15 protein-coding genes are annotated in these 17,771 nt (G+C 37.7%); 5 read left to right on the top strand and 10 right to left on the bottom strand.

Translation table 11 applies throughout. The features are described from left to right. The first annotated feature begins 167 nt into the window (after positions 1-167). Genes GILLI_RS05820 through GILLI_RS05805 form a run of 4 tightly spaced genes read left to right on the top strand, consistent with a single transcriptional unit; the run spans position 168 to position 4,688 of the window. Positions 168-2,264, top strand: coding sequence for a HEPN domain-containing protein (locus GILLI_RS05820; RefSeq protein WP_006988178.1), 2,097 nt, complete (start codon positions 168-170; stop codon positions 2,262-2,264). After that, complete coding sequence (cobA, locus tag GILLI_RS05815) at positions 2,227-3,042, top strand: uroporphyrinogen-III C-methyltransferase (RefSeq protein ID WP_006988177.1); 816 nt, start codon at positions 2,227-2,229, stop codon at positions 3,040-3,042. Before GILLI_RS05820 ends, cobA begins: the two co-directional genes overlap by 38 nt. Positions 3,043-3,045: 3 nt before the next feature. Next, positions 3,046-3,630 carry a precorrin-2 dehydrogenase/sirohydrochlorin ferrochelatase family protein gene (locus tag GILLI_RS05810; protein WP_006988176.1) on the top strand — a complete coding sequence of 195 codons (585 nt, stop codon included), beginning with the start codon at positions 3,046-3,048 and terminating at the stop codon, positions 3,628-3,630. After that, positions 3,627-4,688: an NAD(P)/FAD-dependent oxidoreductase gene (locus tag GILLI_RS05805; RefSeq protein WP_006988175.1), complete on the top strand. Its 1,062-nt coding sequence runs from the start codon at positions 3,627-3,629 to the stop codon at positions 4,686-4,688. Before GILLI_RS05810 ends, GILLI_RS05805 begins: the two co-directional genes overlap by 4 nt. Before the next feature lie 411 nt (positions 4,689-5,099). Here the strand turns inward: GILLI_RS05805 and GILLI_RS05800 are convergent, their stop codons facing one another. From GILLI_RS05800 to GILLI_RS05755, 10 genes are all read right to left on the bottom strand, one after another. Beyond that, positions 5,100-8,183, bottom strand: a complete 3,084-nt coding sequence (locus tag GILLI_RS05800; RefSeq protein ID WP_006988174.1) for an efflux RND transporter permease subunit — start codon at positions 8,181-8,183, stop codon at positions 5,100-5,102. A 151-nt stretch (positions 8,184-8,334) separates the two neighbouring features. Continuing rightward, positions 8,335-8,688, bottom strand: coding sequence for a four helix bundle protein (locus GILLI_RS05795; protein WP_006988173.1), 354 nt, complete (start codon positions 8,686-8,688; stop codon positions 8,335-8,337). Between the two features lie 44 nt (positions 8,689-8,732). Next, a complete protein-coding gene (locus GILLI_RS05790; protein WP_006988172.1) occupies positions 8,733-9,899 on the bottom strand; it encodes an IS4 family transposase in 1,167 nt (388 codons plus the stop codon). Positions 9,900-10,125: 226 nt separating this feature from the next. Further along, positions 10,126-11,628 carry an efflux RND transporter periplasmic adaptor subunit gene (locus GILLI_RS05785; RefSeq protein WP_006988171.1) on the bottom strand — a complete coding sequence of 501 codons (1,503 nt, stop codon included), beginning with the start codon at positions 11,626-11,628 and terminating at the stop codon, positions 10,126-10,128. Between the two features lie 102 nt (positions 11,629-11,730). After that, the gene (locus GILLI_RS05780) at positions 11,731-11,967 is read right to left on the bottom strand and encodes a hypothetical protein (protein ID WP_006988170.1); all 237 of its coding nucleotides are present in this window, start codon (positions 11,965-11,967) and stop codon (positions 11,731-11,733) included. An 18-nt stretch (positions 11,968-11,985) separates the two neighbouring features. Beyond that, positions 11,986-13,170, bottom strand: a complete 1,185-nt coding sequence (locus tag GILLI_RS05775; RefSeq protein ID WP_006988169.1) for a TolC family protein — start codon at positions 13,168-13,170, stop codon at positions 11,986-11,988. Between the two features lie 73 nt (positions 13,171-13,243). Further along, positions 13,244-13,678 (bottom strand): hypothetical protein, encoded by a 435-nt coding sequence (locus GILLI_RS05770; protein ID WP_006988168.1) that lies wholly within the window; start codon positions 13,676-13,678, stop codon positions 13,244-13,246. Between the two features lie 302 nt (positions 13,679-13,980). Beyond that, complete coding sequence (locus tag GILLI_RS05765; RefSeq protein ID WP_006988167.1) at positions 13,981-14,664, bottom strand: DUF2490 domain-containing protein; 684 nt, start codon at positions 14,662-14,664, stop codon at positions 13,981-13,983. 6 nt (positions 14,665-14,670) lie between these two features. Next, positions 14,671-15,300 (bottom strand): carbonic anhydrase family protein, encoded by a 630-nt coding sequence (locus GILLI_RS05760; RefSeq protein WP_006988166.1) that lies wholly within the window; start codon positions 15,298-15,300, stop codon positions 14,671-14,673. 28 nt (positions 15,301-15,328) lie between these two features. After that, positions 15,329-16,921 (bottom strand): SulP family inorganic anion transporter, encoded by a 1,593-nt coding sequence (locus GILLI_RS05755; protein WP_006988165.1) that lies wholly within the window; start codon positions 16,919-16,921, stop codon positions 15,329-15,331. A gap of 171 nt (positions 16,922-17,092) precedes the next feature. Here GILLI_RS05755 and GILLI_RS05750 point away from each other — a divergent pair, with 171 nt between their 5' ends. Continuing rightward, positions 17,093-17,767: a TetR/AcrR family transcriptional regulator gene (locus GILLI_RS05750; protein WP_040506858.1), complete on the top strand. Its 675-nt coding sequence runs from the start codon at positions 17,093-17,095 to the stop codon at positions 17,765-17,767. Positions 17,768-17,771 lie beyond the last annotated feature (4 nt).

Raw genomic sequence — 17,771 nt, 5'->3', positions numbered from 1 at the left:
CACAAAAAACATAAGTGCCCTAATGATGATGTGCATGTGCCATAAACCCCACACTTAAGAGCGATATTATAATAAGTAATTATAAAAGTCCTTTTAAGTATCCAGCTAAAAAGGACTTTTTTTCATATAAATGCCCATTATGGGCTCACCATTAAAATCTGTAGATCATGCAAAGTTTTAGAACCGAAATTGAAAATCCAGTCGTTGAAAAAGACATTTTGGATTTAGAGAAAAAGATAAGGGAATTCCGGGAAGGAAAAGTCGATGAGGACAAATTTAGAAGTCTAAGGCTCGCCCGGGGCGTTTACGGACAAAGACAGGCCGGGGTGCAAATGGTGCGTATAAAACTGCCATTCGGAAAAGTAACTTCCGAACAGTTGAAAAGAATTTCAGCAGTTTCCGATGAATATTCAACCGGAAGGCTGCACATTACCACCAGGCAGGATATCCAGATCCATTATGTTAGCCTGGACCGTACTCCCGAGCTTTGGGCCCAACTGGAAAAAGATGATGTTACCCTTCGGGAAGCTTGTGGAAATACGATTCGAAATATTACCGCTTCGCCAACTGCCGGAATAGACGTTAATGAGCCTTTTGATGTCTCTCCTTATGCACACGCTGCATTTGAGTTTTTCCTTAGGAATCCCATTTGTCAGGAAATGGGAAGGAAATTCAAGATCTCATTTTCTGCTACTGAAGAGGATTCGGCTTTGAGTTATATCCACGACCTGGGATTTATTGCAAAACTGCAAGATGGAAAACGCGGATTTAAAGTTATGATTGGTGGAGGTTTGGGTTCACAGCCAAGACATGCTGATGAACTGTTCGATTTTATTGAAGCCGAAAAAATAATTCCTTTAACGGAATCAGTTTTAAGGGTGTTTGACAGGTATGGGGAGCGGTCAAAACGGCTAAAAGCCAGGATGAAATATCTTATTAAAGACATAGGAAAAGATGCTTTTATGGAATTGGTCGCCCAGCAGAAAAAAGCGCTTTCGAAAGAAAGTGTAGAATTTGATCTTGAGGCTTTCGAAAAAGAACCTTCATTACAAAATGTTGAAATTCCTTCAGTTGAAATAAAGGACAAAAAGGAATATGAAACCTGGAAAAGTACCAATGTAATTCCTCAAAAGCAGGAAGGATTATTTGCCATAGGGATCAGGGTTCCGCTAGGTGATTTTTATACCCCAGCAGCAGTAAAACTGGCCGATCTAATTCAGAAATATGCCGGAAATGAGTTGAGGTTTACCCTGAGACAGGATATTTTGTTGCGCCACGTGCGGGAAGAATTACTGCCTTTCTTTTTTACCGAATTAAAGGATTTGGGACTTGCCGAAGCCGGCTACAATAAAACCGTGGATATTACTGCCTGCCCGGGCACAGATACCTGTAACCTTGGAATAGCCAGCAGTACAGGGATCGCCGCTGTTTTGGAAGATGTTTTAAAAGAAGAGTATCCGGAATATATTAACGGAAAAGATATCACCATCAAAATAAGCGGGTGTATGAACGCTTGCGGGCAGCATAATATGGCTGAGATCGGGTTTCAGGGAATGTCCATAAAAGTGGGGAAAACTGTGGCTCCTGCCTTGCAAATTTTGCTTGGCGGCGGGGTATTGGGAGACGGGAAAGGCCGTTTTTCAGATAAAATAATCAAGATACCAAGTAAACGCGGGCCTGACGCATTACGGGTTTTATTAAACGATTTTGGAGCCCTGGCTCTGCCTGAAGAGAAATTTTCAGAATATTATGACAGGCAAGGTAAAACCTATTTTTATGATTTATTGAAAGAGCTGGCTGACACAACGAATTTAGCCGAAAATGACTTTATAGATTGGGGACATGAAAAAAGTTATATCAACGCCATAGGAGTGGGAGAATGTGCCGGAGTGATCATAGATCTAATCGCGACCCTGCTGTTTGAAAGTGAAGAGAAAATAGAGAATGCAAAAAGTGCCCTGGAAAGAAAAGCCTGGGCCGACAGTATTTACCATTCCTACACTTCAATAGTGAATTCGGCGAAAGCACTTTTACTTGCCGAAAATAAAACCACCAACACCCAGGCGGGAATTATTTCCCTGTTTGATGAGTTTTTTGTCACACCAGGTAAAATTGAGCTTTCCACTTCATTTAAGGAATTCGCTTATCAGTTAAACGAACATGAACCTACGGAGGCTTTCGCAAATAAATTTTTAAATGATGCGCATTTGTTTCATAAAAGGATAGATGCATATAGAACAAAGGAGGTACGAGATGGAAAATAAACCAAAACTAAGTGTTGTTGGGGCAGGCCCGGGAGACCCGGAGTTGATCACTATTAAAGCGGTGAACACATTAAAAGCTGCACAGGTGGTGTTGTATGACGCACTTATCAACAGGGATTTGCTTGAATATGCGCCAAATGCGGAACATATTTTTGTTGGCAAACGAAAAGACCTGCATACTTTTAGCCAGGATGAAATTAACGAACTTATAGTGAAATATGCCTATGAACGTGGTCATGTGGTGAGATTAAAAGGCGGAGATCCATTTATTTTTGGGCGTGGAGCTGAAGAAATTGAATTTGCCAAAATCAAAGGTTTGGAAACAGCCGTAGTTTCCGGAATCACATCTTCAATTGCAGTTCCTGCCAATGTTGGAATTCCGTTGACTAAACGTGGAATTTCCGAAAGTTTTTGGGTGATCACGGGAACCACCTCACAGCGTAAACTTTCTGTAGATGTAACCCTTGCAGCTCAATCTTCGGCCACGGTCGTTATTTTGATGGGCATGGGAAAATTGACTGAAATTGTTCAAACCTTTAAACATTTCGGAAAAGGGGAAACCCCGGTGGGCATTATTCAAAATGGGACAACAGAAAATGAACGTTCCGGATTTGGGAAGATATGCACTATAGAAGAAATTGTGGCAGAAAAAAAACTGGCTTCTCCTGCAATTATCGTGATAGGAGAAGTGGTACGGGAAAGGCTTCAGTTTCAATCGGCTTTTGAAAATATCAACAGTCTTCCGAAAGATTCGGCAGCAAAATTTATTTCAGCTTAAAAAATGGAAAGGAACGAATTATATCCGATTTTTTTGAAGGTGAATACACTGAATATCCTCATTATAGGCGGAGGAAATGTAGGGCTTGAAAAACTGCATTTTTTGTTGAAATCCAGTCCTAATGCCAATGTTGAGGTTTTGGCAAAAAGCTTTCTGCCCGAAACAGTAGAACTGGCAAAAAAGCACGGTGTGAAACTGATCAAAAAAGGCTTTAAGCGGAGGTATTTAAAGAAGCGACACATTGTAATTGCCGCTACTAATGATAGGGAACTAAACAAGAAAATTTATAACAATGCCAAAAAGCGGTTTTTGCTTGCCAATATAGCCGATACGCCCGAATTATGCGATTTTTATATGGGTGGTATTGTAAACAAAGGCCACGTAAAAATAGCGATTTCCACCAACGGGAAATCACCGACCACAGCAAAGCGCCTGCGTCAGTTTTTTGAGGAAGTGATCCCGGAAGACATAAGCCAGATGGTTAAAAATTTAAATGAATACAGAAAAACAATTAAGGGAGATTTTGGGGAAAAAGTAGAAAAGCTCAATGAAATAACCCAAACATTAATACAAAAGAGAGAGTCATGATTAAAACAGATATATTAATTATAGGTGCCGGTCCTACAGGCTTATTCACGGTTTTTGAAGCGGGATTGCTGAAGTTGAAAACGCATTTAATTGATGCATTGCCACAACCGGGGGGACAATGTGCCGAAATCTATCCAAAAAAACCAATCTACGATGTACCAGCCTTTCCTGAAATATTGGCTGGTGATTTGGTGAAGAATTTAATGGAGCAAATCAAACCTTTTCAACCCGGATTCACCCTTGGAGAACGTGCCGAAACTATAGAAAAAAAGGAAGATGGCAGTTTTGTTGTCACCACCAATAAAGGGACAAAACACCAGGCTCCGGTAGTGGCAATAGCCGGCGGGCTCGGGTCTTTTGAACCGAGAAAACCACCAATTTCCAATATTGCAGATTTTGAAGATAAAGGTGTGTCTTATTTTATAAAAGATCCGGAGGTTTTTCGGGATAAAAGGGTGGTGATCTCAGGTGGAGGCGATTCAGCTTTAGACTGGGCTATTTTCCTGACAGATGTTGCTTCAGAGGTTGTTTTGGTTCACCGTAGAAACGAATTTAGGGGAGCTTTGGACTCGGTAGAAAAGGTTTCAGAATTATCTAAATTAGGAAAAATAGAGCTTATTACAGATGCGGAAGTAGTGGGATTAAATGGGCGGAATGATTTGGAAAAAGTCGTGATCCGGCATAAAGACCTTGCCCGCGAAGAAGAATTCAGGGAAATCGATTATTTTATTCCGTTGTTCGGACTTTCGCCTAAGTTGGGACCTATGGCCAACTGGGGACTGGAGATAGAAAAAAATGCAATTAAGGTTGATAATTCCTACGATTATCAGACCAATATTCCCGGGATTTATGCTATTGGCGATGTTAATACGTATAAGGGAAAACTCAAATTGATCTTATCCGGTTTTCATGAAGCAGCTATTATGTGCCAAAGCGCGTATCAAAGAATTCACCCGAATAAAAAGTATGTTTTAAAATATACTACCGTGGGCGGAGTAGAAGGGTTTGATGGGAGTAAAAAGCAAGCCAAAAGGGAAGTCGTGCAAAGTATCGGGTAAAACTCCCGGCGCGACTTACCGGCAACAAGGCCTAAACATTTTAAAGTGAACACCATAACAATAGATCTGCCAGGGATAAAGGGAAAGAAGATGTTCTCTGCTTGGGAGGTCTTTTGCCACGGGTTGGCAAGACATACTCTTTCGTGATTTTTGATGGCATGGTGGCTTTTAGCGAAATGTGAAACATTCACGAACACCAAAACCAATATCAAATTCGTGCGTAATTGCAAACCCGCCTGCTGGACGGGCAGGTGAATATTGCTTTTAACGTTGGATTATTCTGAAAAAATCACCATATGAAAGGCGTTTTTTTGGGAATTCGGAAGTATTATAAAAGCAACCACCTCCAGGAAAAATGACGGTGAACATTGAGCACAGCCATTTCTTAAACTAAATAGTGTTTTCTACATATTATTGTCGTTTACGAATTACCAATTGATAAACGCAAGGAATAACTATCAAATTCAAAACCGTAGCAGAAAGTAAACCTCCCAAAATAACCACGGCCATCGGGCTTTGTATTTCACTACCAGGTTCGTCACCTTTTAACGCTAATGGTATTAGTGCCAATCCTGTTGTAAAGGCTGTCATTAAGATTGGGTTCAACCTGTCTAATGCTCCGGTTTTTATCAACTGAAATCCTTGTATTCCTTTCTTTCTTAAATCCTCATAACGTGAAACCAATAAGATTCCGTTACGTGTGGCTATACCAAATAAACTGATAAAACCTATGGTAGCTGCGATACTGATAATTCCCGAAGTGAAATACACAATCAAAATACCACCAATTAAAGCCAAAGGCAGATTGATCAACACAACAAAAGCCAGTTTTACATCTTTAAATTCGTAATAAAGCAACAAAAATATAATAGCTATAGCAATGATTGCGGTTATCAAAAGCAATTGCGAGGCTTTAGATTCGCTTTCAAATTGTCCGCCATATTGTACACGGCAGCCTTCTGGCATTGTTACATTGTTTGCTACTACCTCTTTTATTTCGTTTACAGCACCTCGTAAATCTCTGCCTTGAACGTTGGCAGCCACTACAATTTTACGCTGTACATCTTCACGGTTGATGGTGTTGGGACTGCTTACTGAAGCCACGGTTGCCAATTCACCCAAAGTGGTTTGACCTCCTTTCGGAAGGCTAATCAAGGTATTCCCGATGTTTTCTATATCATCCCTAAATGGTTTCTCATAGCGAACCACCAAATCAAAATACTGCTGACCTTCATAAATCTCGCCTGCTTCTTCGCCTGCAAAAGCAATATCCACTTGCTCCATTAAGTTGCCTACCGTCATTCCATAAGCAGATAGAATTTGGCGTTTTGGTTGGATGCGTATTTGCGGCACTTCAATTTGTTGGTCAACAGCCACATCTACTAATCCATCAATTTCTTTGATGTTTTGCTCCACGCTTTTACCAACTTCAAACAAACGCTGTAAATCTGAACCAAAAATCTTTATGGCAATATTGGCTCGTGTACCCGAAAGCATATGGTCAATACGGTGAGCAATGGGCTGTCCCAAGGTAATATTAACACCTGGTGCAATACTCAATTTGTTTCGGACTTCCTCAAAAAACTCTTCTTTGGTTTTGTCTTCGAGAACAAAAGGCACATCAATTTCAGAAGCATTTACTCCTTGTGCGTGTTCGTCTAATTGTGCTCTTCCAGTCCTTCTTGTTACGACTTCCACTTCGGGTAAATCCAATAATAGTGTCTCTATTAAATTTCCTGTTTTGTTGCTTTCTTCTAAAGACATTCCGGGCGGACCAACCACGCTAATTACCAACGAGCCTTCATTAAATTCGGGTAAAAAACTTCTTCCCAATTGGGTTAAAACCAACAAGCTTATAATAAATGCAATGACTGTTACACCGATAATGGTTTTAGGTATTTTAGTGACACGTTCCAATAGATTGCCATAATGTTTTTGCAACCAACGCTCCACTTTTGTTCCTTCTGCTTGCTTCTTTAAAAGCTTTTCATTATCCAACAAATAGGAACATAAAATTGGTGTTACGGTTACCGCCACAATCAACGATGTCAATACCGAAGTGACAAATGCTATTCCTAAAGGTTGCAACAAACGTCCTTCCATTCCACTTAAAAAGAACAAGGGAATAAATGATACGATGATAATCAAGGTTGCAATAATGATTGAACTTCTTATTTCTACGGAAGCATCACGAACAACCGTTAGTGTTGATTGACGTTCCTCTTTTGGTTTTCTTATATTTTCGCGCAAGCGTTTATACACGTTTTCCACATCAATAATCGCATCATCTACCAATGCACCTATTGCGATCGCCATACCTCCCAGACTCATTGTGTTGATGGTATAACCCAACCATTTTAAAATGATAATGGATACCAATAATGAAATAGGAATTGCCAATAAGGATATTAAGGTTGTTCTCCAATTCATTAAAAAGATGAAAAGAATTATCATTACAAAGAATGCTCCCTCTAACAAGGTTTGATTCAAATTGCTGATGGACGCATCAATAAAGTCGGACTGTCTAAAGATTTGACTTTTGATGCTGACGCCTTTTGGCAGGGTTTTTTGTAAATCGGCAATCGCTTCATCCAATCGGTCTGTCAATTCCAATGTATTGACATCGGGTTGTTTTGAAATGGTTAAGATAACTGCCGGTTTTGCATTTAAAGAACCATCGCCAATTTTATCGGCAGCACCAATCTGAACTGTTGCCACATCTTTTATTTTGATAGTTTGCCCATTCACTTGTTTTAATACCGCTTCCTGCAAATCTTCCAACGCATAAGCTCTACCACTTCCTTTTATGATGTATTGATTACCATATTGATTGATTACTCCGCCTGGTGCATTGGTGTTTGCTTCCTTAACGTGTTCAACCAAATCAGAAAGGCTCACGTTGTAATACTTCATCTTTTCAGGATTGGCAAATACTTGATATTGCTTGTAATCGCCACCAATTACTACCACATTGGCAATTCCTCCAATCGCTTTAATACGGGGTCTGATTGTCCAATCAGATAAAGTTCTTAACTCCATCGGCGATAAACTGTCAGACGTCACCCCCAATAGCATTATTTCGCCCATAATGGATGAAATAGGCGCCATTGTTGGTGCGCCAATACCTTCAGGTAAATTTTCACGAACCATTGGGATGCGTTCACTTACAATTTGACGTGCCCGATAAATATCGGTTCCCCATTCAAATTCTACCCAAACAATGGAAACTCCTGCTGCCGATGAAGAACGAATCCTTCTCACATTAGGCGAACCGTTTAAGGCTGTTTCCAGTTGATAGGTAACTAATTTTTCGACTTCTTCAGATTCCATTCCGTGTGCTTCGGTAAGAATGGTTACCGTTGGCGCAGTAAGGTCTGGGAATACATCTACGTTCATCGTGCGGGCGTAATAAATACCCAACACGCTCAACGCAACCGCTCCCAACAGAATAAGCAATCTATTGTGAAGTGAAATTGATAATATTTTGTTTAACACTTTTTTTTAATTTTTAATTGTGAATTTTTAATGCTAAATGTTGAATTTTTAATGCTTAATGCTTAATGTTGAATTCTTAATGCTGAATTTTTAATAAACTATTACATATTCAAAATTCACAATTAATAATTCAACGTTGACACTTCATAATTCATTTACTTGAGCTTTGAGAAGTTTTGACAATAGAAGTAAGGATTCTAATTAATTCTTCTACTTGAACCAATAAATTTGAAATTTCTACATCTACAATTTGACTATGTTGGATAAGCCTTAACCAGTATTTTGTCTCACGCGCCTCCTTTGATGCTATTGACATTTTATGTGTAAAATCACGCTTGCTAATCCCTGCCGTAGCCTCCTGAATATTCGCACCTATACTTGTACCACTTCTTAACACTTGTTTGGAAATCACATACTCATTTTGAGCTTTCATTTGCTTACATAGCTCAATAATTTGCAATGCAAAATCAAAGGACTTGGTTAAAATGATATTGTCTTTATTCATAATTTTTAATTTTTAATGCTTAATTACTACTGATGCGTTAATAATTAGTTGTCAAATAAATTTTTTTGTTCATTGAAATTTTGATTTGAAAATTCTTCTGTAAGCAATTCTTTTATGGAGGATTTATCCATCGCCGATATACTTAGTATTTGTATGATCTCATATATGGATAGGCTGCTGCGTAACGAATGTTTTATGTGAGCTACGATTAAGTAAGTGCAAATTGCCATCCATACGTGGATGTTTACTGCATTTTCAGAATGCCCCCATAGTTTTTTCATGGTCAGGTTTTGTTTTATCCACTTGAAGAACACCTCTATTTGCCACCTGTTTCTATACAGTTTTGTTATCTCTAGAGCGGACACTTCTTGATTGTTGGTCAAGAAGTACAATGTAATATCTTTCTCTACATCTTGGTATTCTACCAACCTAAGTGGCTCTGGATATAACCTTTTGGATTTATATCCATTGAGCAGTATGGTCTTGTCACTTTTTAAACCTGTCACGGGGTTTATATTGTAATTCTGGCCAGTGACCGTGTAGTCCATATTGGATTTGGCCCTTGAGATAAAAGAAGCCCCTGCAAGATGTATGCGGTAGAGCGCTTCAAAGTCTATATAAGCTTTGTCCATCAGATAGATTGCTCCTGATACCGGCACCAATACATCCAGTACGTTACTGTCGTGGTATTTCCCATCGGTGATCAACACAAAAGATGGTATGCTACCCCTGAGATCGAGCAGGGTATGGATCTTTACGGCTCCCCGGGAATACTTTCCCGGCGCCCATTGAAAAAGGACAAGGCTAAGGGAGATCGTGGTCGAGTCCAACGCAAAAACCTCATTTTCCAACCTGATGTTGGGTATGGGATGATCGGTGTACAGAGGACGCACCTGACCGATCAAGTATTCTCCAAAGTCTGCGAATATCCTCCAGTCCCTACCCTCATTGGCACGGGACAATGAGGACTGATTGACATAACCGTTCATTCCCAAATGATATAGCTTGCTTTTGTGTGCCCTGAGGCAGGTAGCGATGTCCCTTAGGGAATTGCGGGAGGTCAACTGGCCAAAAAACAACTGAACGAACTGATTCCAACAATTGAAATCACGGGTTCTGTAGTCGCCATTGTACCGTTTTACGCACTTCCCGAACTCATACCTGTTCACATAGTCCAGTGTTTGGGCAAAAACGTATTTTCCAGAATTCATAGCGGTCTAGTTTTAGACTACTAAGCTAGAATTCATTTCAAATCAAAAAATCAAAGAACGCTTTCAAAATCCCCTGGATAGAGGTTTTAGTTGAAAAATAAAAAAGTTAACGCATCACTAGTAATGCTTAATGTTGAATGTTGAATTTTTAATTCAAATTTTATAATTCATAATTCAACACTCACAATTCAACATTGATAATTCATAATTCAACATTCATAATTTATCAGTGTTCATGACCGTGAGCAGGAGTTGAACCCGACATTGAAGCCATTTTAACCTGGTATGCGCCAGTTGTAACCACCACTTCGCCAACTTCCAGACCTCGCAATATTTCTACATTTTCGCCATTTCGCTTTCCTATTTTCACAGGTCGTCTTTCAAAACTTTCTCCTGAAAGTTGCACGATAACCGAATAACTTCCATAGTCTTCCAATAAAGCATTCACAGGAATCATAGTGTTTTGGGTGGCATTGCCCATCGCTATTTGAACTGGCGTTAAGCTTCCTTCCGGCATATCGACCTCTGCATTTACTTGAGCAAAGACTGAAATCAACGGATTTTCGCGCTCCACATCTTTACCGATAGAAAGAATTTTGCCTTCGGCATCGGTTACGTTTTTCCATTCTCCGTCAGTGGCTTGATACCAAATACCCCGTACATTTTCCATTGAAAGTCCATAGTTGGGTGCTAATTGGGTTTTCAGCACTTTGGATTGATGTGTACCAATAGTTACCAGTGCAACGCCTTGCTCTACATAATCTCCATTGGAAACGGTAATTGATTTGATAAAACCGTCGAAAGGCGCACGGATTTGTTTGCTTCCGCCAGAAACACCCGATGTCAAGGATTGATAGTTAGCTTTGGCTATTGAAAAATTGCTTTCCACTTGTTCAAATTCAGCTTTTGGGACAATTTTAGATTCGTACAGTTCCTTTTTACGTTCGTATTCTGCTTTTGCCTGTTCAAAATTGGCACGTGCATTGGCAATTTCGGTACTCAAATTATTAGATGCCAGGCCCTGACTGTTTAAACTCATCAATAGTTGACCTTGTTTTACCGCGGTACCTTCCGTGAGATTATTTACTTTAAAATCAACCACACCATTAGATTTCGCTGCCAGCGATTTTACAGAACCTGGTGACGGCATCCAAACACCAGAAGTGTTGACGACATCGTAAATTTTACCAGAAACTACAGGGGCCGTTTGAAAATCAATTTTCCAGGCCTGTTCTTTTAAGAACGAGACACTTCCATCATCTTCGGCAGGGCCTAAGGTTTTAATAGCATCATCTGCATTGGCAAAAACAGTTACATTTTCAATTGTAATTTTATCTGAATATTCAGGTGTTATCAATTCAAAAACAAGCTGGTATGTTCCTGCTTCTTTCGGCTGAATTGTGGGCGAAAATATGCCTGGCGATGATGGTGAATCAACGGTATTTCGCAATCCTTTATCGCCTTTAATCAAACTAACTGTAACCGAACCTTCACGCACGGGCTGATGCTTATCCAATACCGTAAAGTGGGCTGCAAATCTGCTGGAATTACCAACAATTAATGCAGGAAATTCTACAAATAATTCGGTTTTCTCTGTCCAAATGGTATGGTCTAATCTCGGGATTTCTTCTCCAAGGTGACTACCATCTTCATTATGTGCGTGTGCATCTTCTGCCTTGTCATTACAAGCCATCGCCATAAAGGCAAGCACTATTAGTATATATTTCATGTGTTTATATTTATTGATTTTCAATCGGTCACACGTTTCATCCACATAATCACAGCCTTATGCAATAATGATTTAAGTCATGGATGTTTCATCTTTTATTTTTTAGTGGTCGTCATGTTCTGAACCGTTATCGTGAGTGTGTGATTCCTCCTTCATTTCCATAGAATCCGTTTTTACTTCAAATTCTTCTTGCTCCAAAGTTTCCTCGTTCATATGGTTTCCATCTGCATCGTGTTCGTGGCCGTGGTCGTCGGTGTTTTCGGTTTTTGTGTCCCTACAAGAGGTTATCAGAAAAGTTGATGCTATTGCTACTGCGAATACTAGTTTTGAAATTTTCATAATTGTAAGTTTTAAAAGTTATAATTGATGTTTTAATAATTGTGCTTGTAGTAATTGTAATTCCTTTTCCATTTGCAGCATCTTATCAGATGCATTTCTGTAAAACTGAAGCTCTATATAATAATCCATAAACGAATATTCGCCCAACTGATAAGCTTTAAAAAGCAATTGCTCACTATTTAAATTGCCCATTGTGGTTTGATACTCATTGTATTTTTCGAGCATCAATAGGTATTGATTATAGATTTCCTGAAATTGTGTGTAAAGCGAGGTGGTGATTACTTCGGTATTGGATTGCTGATATTCATAATTTGCTTCGGCAGCTTTTACCTTGTTCTTGCTATTCCAAAGCGGAATCGAAATACCACCATAAAACCCTGAATAATTGTTTCCGCTAACACCTTGATAATTATAGCCAAGAGCTACATTTGGCAACACTTTATTCTTCTCTAATTTCACTTTTTGAAGTGAAGCAGCTTCATTAGCATTCAATTCCTGTAATAGAGGTTCATTCGATAATTTTTCTTGCCAAAGATTTTCTATTGTACCAATTTCAACAAGCAAGACAATTTGTGAGGAAATGCCGTCAATAGGATTTCCGCCATTCAATGTTTTAAGTTTTGACAATTGAATTTGAATATCGCTTTCAATCTTTTGAACTACAAATTGCTCTTGTATCCAGGCAATTTTAGCCTTATTCAAATCTAAAATCCCTACTTGCTCTTTATTAAAAAGCTCCTGAATTTGGTCAAAAATCTGCTTGCTTTGGGTTCTCCTTTTGGTTTCCACAGCTTTTTGCTTTTGTAAAAAAGCGAGATCTATTAAAAGTTCCTTGGCATTAAGCAACACTTCCTGCCTTCTTTTTTCATAGGCATATTCTAACTGTTTTGATTTAGATTTGTTCCATTTGCCACGTGTAGCATATACCGTAGGAAATTCAAAAGATTGTGATATTTGATATTCGGTGTAATCTCCTGTTGCATTGTCGCCAAAAGGCAAATAAAAGCCAGAAAGCTGTGGGTCAGGCAAATTATTAGTGCTCCTGTTTTCGAGTTGCTGACTTTCAATAAACGATTGATAGCCTTTTAGCTCTGAGTTATTCTGCTCTATTTCATTTAGCAGTTCCTCAATAGTTGCAGTTTGTGAGAACCCATTAATAAAGAACAGGCATCCGCAAATAGCGAATACGATGTGTTTATTCATTGTTTGAAATTTTAGGTTTAATCTGAATTTATAAAATGGAATACTAAAGCAGAGGTAAAGTATTCCTAAACGATTAACCTATAGAAGGAGGACCCCGTGTGTCGAGGGATGAGAGATAAGAATTAAAATAAATATTGGGTGGATGATACACCCTAACCTTTTCAACTTCATCATAATGTATAGAGATACTATGATGATTTACAGGAATAGGCGTGTTCACAACCTTTTTTACATTGAGCTGCTTTGTACTACTCTCGTGTGTTGCTAATATTTCATTAGAAACAACTGAATGCATGTGAACCTCTAATAACAAATCTAGAAGTCCCTTTTTGGAATTTCCTTTTTCAGGAACATCGTGATGGTGACTATGACTCTCACTATGTGCAACAACTTTGTGGGAATGCTCAGCTTCTTGTTGATGATGCCAATGAGGTACTACCTGATGCAAAAGCAATAGGCTAAATATGCCTAAAAAGAAAAGTGCTTTTATGTGATTGTATTTTTGCATCAGTTACAAAAATAGTGATTTATAATTGGTTTTCTGTTTCGTGTGTTACAATACACATTATTTCTGTTCGCAAAGACAGGAAATAGCTCTTTTATTTTTTTGAGCATTGGCTTGTTGATGGGAAAAATAAATGTGCTTTTTGTGGGGTGGGTTTTTTTTGGTTCAGATTTTAATCCCTCATAGAGGGTTTAATTCCCCGAGACCCATCCAGAGAGAAGTCGAGGGGTCTGGTGTGAATGCACTCCGTCAATTTCTGGCGGAGCCGTTTAATCGGCTACCTGCTGGCATGATAGGCTAAAATGCTAAAAGTTCACAAAAGTGACAACATTAATTTGGTCACGACTCCGCGACTCAAAAAACTGGTTCATATACCCCAATTCTAGTTTAATATTCTTATTTACCTGATAGCCAATACCACCGTAAACCCTATTTCTGTCAAATATAGAAGATTCAGTATTTAAAAATATTTCATTATAGGCTGAAATGTAGAAATTTTTATTGTTGTCATCCTCTTTCATTAAAGGAATGTTTAGACCTAAAAAATATCGGAAACGCATTTTATAATCATCTTCAATAAAGCGCTGTTCAAAACGGTAGCGATGATTTATTTTTATAATTCCTACGTTTTGTTTTGAAGTGAATTGTTGAAAAATCCGATGCTCATTGATCGATATTTTATCATCAATATCAACCACGTAGTTTTTAGACAAAATGTAGCCGTAACCAATTAAAAAATTGCTATTACCCTCATCAAAAGTATACCCTAATCCTGTTCTTAGCAATAATTGCTCTAAATCGCCAATGGCATTGTAGTTTCTATATTGAACTTCGTTGTGGATATTCCAGTTTTGATTTATCTTTTTATTTCCAATATAAATCAACCAATTACCAAGATTACTGTCTTGAGCTTGAGCAAAAAAAGGTAGCATTAACCCTAGAGTTATTGCTACCATCTTTATTTTAAAATTTAATTTAATCTTTCTCATTATTTTTTATTCATAAAAATCAACTGCACCTGTATTGATATCGTACATAGCACCTATAATATCAATCTCACCATTGCTTTGCATTTCTGAAAGAACATCGCTTTCTTTCATAATTCTATCGATTGAAAGTTGAACATTTTTAGCTGAAACATTGTCTACAAATTCTGAATTTGAAGAGTTGCGTAAACTAGTGTCTTGTGGTTCTTTAACTGCTTCTACTGCTGGTTTAATCTTTGCCAGCATTTTTGTTAAATTTCCAAGTTTAGCATCGTCACAAGCACCTTTTACTGCTCCACAAGCGGTATGCCCTAAAACCACAATTAGTTTAGTTCCCGCGAGTTTACAGGCGAATTCCATACTTCCAAGGATATCTTCGTTTATAAAATTTCCTGCTATGCGTACACTAAAAATATCTCCCAGTCCTTGATCAAAAACCAATTCGGCTGAAACTCTTGAGTCTATGCAGCTTAAAATAGTTGCAAAAGGAAATTGACCATCGCTGGTATCATTTACCTGCTCCAATAGATTTCTATTCGCTTTTAAATTATTTTGAAATCGAACATTACCTTCTTTTAAAAAATTTAATGCCTTTTCTGGGGTCATTGTAGCTTGTGTCTCTTTTGTATGTGCTTTCATAATTTATTTTTTAAATTAATTGTTTAATTTATGCTGATTTGGAATTTAGTTTGAAAAATTGGATGTAGCTGGGTGGGTTTTCAATAATACCTCGCTCTGAAATTAATTTGATATCAATGTGTCTTTCTTTAGCCTTAAAAGCAAAATCCTCTAAAATTTCTATAATATCATTATCTAAATACCGCGTTTTTCTAACATCCAATTCCAATTTGGAGTTCTCAGGCAAGCTTTCCAATTCCTTTAAAATTGCACCCTTATTAAAGAAAGTAACCTCTTCGGCTAATGTCATTTTAATTATTCCGTCATCTACATCTTCTCCTTCCTTGTGCAAGAAATGTGAGTTTTGGTAACTTTTTATCAAAACAACTACAATTCCAACTGCTAAACCTAAACCTATCCCGTATAGCAGATCAATAAATATAATACCTAAAACGGTAACTGCGAATGGTATAGATTGTTTCCATCCCAAATCGTACATTTTCTTGAATAAAGCCGGTTTTGCTAACTTATATCCTACGATCAATAAAATAGCAGCCAATACAGATAGCGGGATCATATTTAATAAACGCGGAATTAATATTACAGAAATTAGAAGTAAAAAACCGTGTATGATTGCAGACGTCTTGGTTCTTGCTCCCGATTGAATATTGGCAGAACTTCTTACAATTACCTGAGTAATTGGTAATCCACCTATCATTCCAGAAATAAAATTACCTGTGCCCTGGGCCAATAATTCTCTATTGGTAGGAGTAACATTCTTATGAGGGTCTAATTTATCTGTAGCTTCAACGCAAAGTAAAGTTTCTAAACTTGCAACCAGAGCAATGGTAAATGCAACAACCCATATTTCGGTATTACCAATAGCTCCAAAATTAGGAAAACTAAATTGCCCTAAGAATGAGGAAACATCGTCTGGTATAGGTACACTAACTAAGTGAGATTGAGTGATTGCCAGTGCATCATTGGATTTTGTTACTAAATAGAAGATAATCCCAATAGCTACTGCTACTAAAGGGCCCTGAATTATTTGGAAAATCTTAGATTTTTTGGACAATACCTTATCCCATAATAATAAAATCGATAATCCTATAATACCGATTAATGCAGATCCCGGTCGAATATAATTAACAGTTTTAAATATTTCAGAAAAGGTGTTTTCGCCATCTACCTGGAAAAAGGCAAAATCACCTTGGGGATCAGCATCATATCCAAAAAAATGAGGTATTTGTTTAAGAATGATAATAATTCCTATTCCGGTAAGCATTCCTTTAATTACTGACGATGGAAAATAATATCCTATTATACCAGCTTTTAGAAAACCAAAAAGTAGTTGTATAATACCACCTAATACAACTGCCAACAGGAAATTTTCATATCCTCCCAAAGTACCTATGGCTGTTAATACAATTGCTGCTAATCCTGCAGCCGGGCCGCTTACCCCAATTTTTGAGCCGCTTAAGCCGCCAACTATAATTCCACCAATAATTCCAGCTATTAAACCGGAGAAAAGTGGCGCTCCGCTGGCTAAAGCAATGCCTAAACATAAAGGTAATGCCACAAAAAATACCACAATACTTGATGGTATATCACTTTTTAAATGTGAAAAAATAGTTTTACTCATAGTCAGATTTTTTTTTGAATTTACCTAAATCTAGGTGTAAATATAATAATACTTTTTAAAATGATAGCGATACTATCATAAAAAACTGTTATGCTTTCGTATCTTTGAATTTCAAAACAAAACTTCATCCGAATAAGTCTAATTTCGATGGGGTACCGGATATATATAAAAATGAGTATACAAATAAGATTTTCGTTAAATGAAGGCTTGTACCTTAAAGATCCACAAGATTCAAAACTTGGGAAAAACATTATTCAACATAGTATTCTCTTAATAGATGAATTTGGTTTTGAATCCTTTACCTTTAAAAAGTTAGCGGAGAAAATTGGTTCAACAGAAGCATCGATATATCGTTATTTTGAAAACAAACATATATTATTGATATTCCTGGTTAATTGGTATTGGGAATGGGTAAGCTATCTTATCCAGATAAATACTATGAACGTGAGCGATGCGAGGGTAAAACTAAAGATCATTATACATTCTTTTGTTTCTGCACCAAAAGATAACCCTGGTGTTGAATATGTTAATGAAAGCAAACTCCATAATATTGTTATATCTGAAGGGGTTAAAGCGTATCTTACAAAAGATGTAGACGAAGAGAACTCAAAAGGTTTTTTTAGCAGTTATAAAAACTTAGCAAATACAGTATCTCATGTTATTTCAGAAATCAATCCGGAATTTAAATATCCATACGCCCTAGCCACTAATCTTTTTGAAATGTCCAACAATCATATTTATTTTGCAAAGCATCTTCCAAGGCTTACAGATATATCGGTTAATGGGAATAACGTGGATGAAGCAGAAACAATGTTGAATTATTTTGCTGATAAGTTATTATTCTAATCAT

Source organism: Gillisia limnaea DSM 15749 (assembly GCF_000243235.1).
In the GTDB taxonomy this organism is placed as follows: domain Bacteria; phylum Bacteroidota; class Bacteroidia; order Flavobacteriales; family Flavobacteriaceae; genus Gillisia; species Gillisia limnaea.
The sequence above is the reverse complement of the archived record's forward strand: the minus strand, read 5'-3'. Positions and strand labels throughout refer to the sequence as shown.

What these genes read in the sequence shown, in the direction of transcription:
- GILLI_RS05820 (WP_006988178.1), top strand. Translation starts at nt 168, where the DNA reads ATGCAAAGTTTTAGAACCGAAATTGAAAATCCAGTCGTTGAAAAAGAC.
- cobA (WP_006988177.1), top strand. Translation starts at nt 2,227, where the DNA reads ATGCATATAGAACAAAGGAGGTACGAGATGGAAAATAAACCAAAACTA.
- GILLI_RS05810 (WP_006988176.1), top strand. Translation starts at nt 3,046, where the DNA reads ATGGAAAGGAACGAATTATATCCGATTTTTTTGAAGGTGAATACACTG.
- GILLI_RS05805 (WP_006988175.1), top strand. Translation starts at nt 3,627, where the DNA reads ATGATTAAAACAGATATATTAATTATAGGTGCCGGTCCTACAGGCTTA.
- GILLI_RS05795 (WP_006988173.1), bottom strand. Translation starts at nt 8,688, where the DNA reads ATGAATAAAGACAATATCATTTTAACCAAGTCCTTTGATTTTGCATTG.
- GILLI_RS05790 (WP_006988172.1), bottom strand. Translation starts at nt 9,899, where the DNA reads ATGAATTCTGGAAAATACGTTTTTGCCCAAACACTGGACTATGTGAAC.
- GILLI_RS05785 (WP_006988171.1), bottom strand. Translation starts at nt 11,628, where the DNA reads ATGAAATATATACTAATAGTGCTTGCCTTTATGGCGATGGCTTGTAAT.
- GILLI_RS05780 (WP_006988170.1), bottom strand. Translation starts at nt 11,967, where the DNA reads ATGAAAATTTCAAAACTAGTATTCGCAGTAGCAATAGCATCAACTTTT.
- GILLI_RS05775 (WP_006988169.1), bottom strand. Translation starts at nt 13,170, where the DNA reads ATGAATAAACACATCGTATTCGCTATTTGCGGATGCCTGTTCTTTATT.
- GILLI_RS05770 (WP_006988168.1), bottom strand. Translation starts at nt 13,678, where the DNA reads ATGCAAAAATACAATCACATAAAAGCACTTTTCTTTTTAGGCATATTT.
- GILLI_RS05765 (WP_006988167.1), bottom strand. Translation starts at nt 14,664, where the DNA reads ATGAGAAAGATTAAATTAAATTTTAAAATAAAGATGGTAGCAATAACT.
- GILLI_RS05760 (WP_006988166.1), bottom strand. Translation starts at nt 15,300, where the DNA reads ATGAAAGCACATACAAAAGAGACACAAGCTACAATGACCCCAGAAAAG.
- GILLI_RS05755 (WP_006988165.1), bottom strand. Translation starts at nt 16,921, where the DNA reads ATGAGTAAAACTATTTTTTCACATTTAAAAAGTGATATACCATCAAGT.
- GILLI_RS05750 (WP_040506858.1), top strand. Translation starts at nt 17,093, where the DNA reads ATGAGTATACAAATAAGATTTTCGTTAAATGAAGGCTTGTACCTTAAA.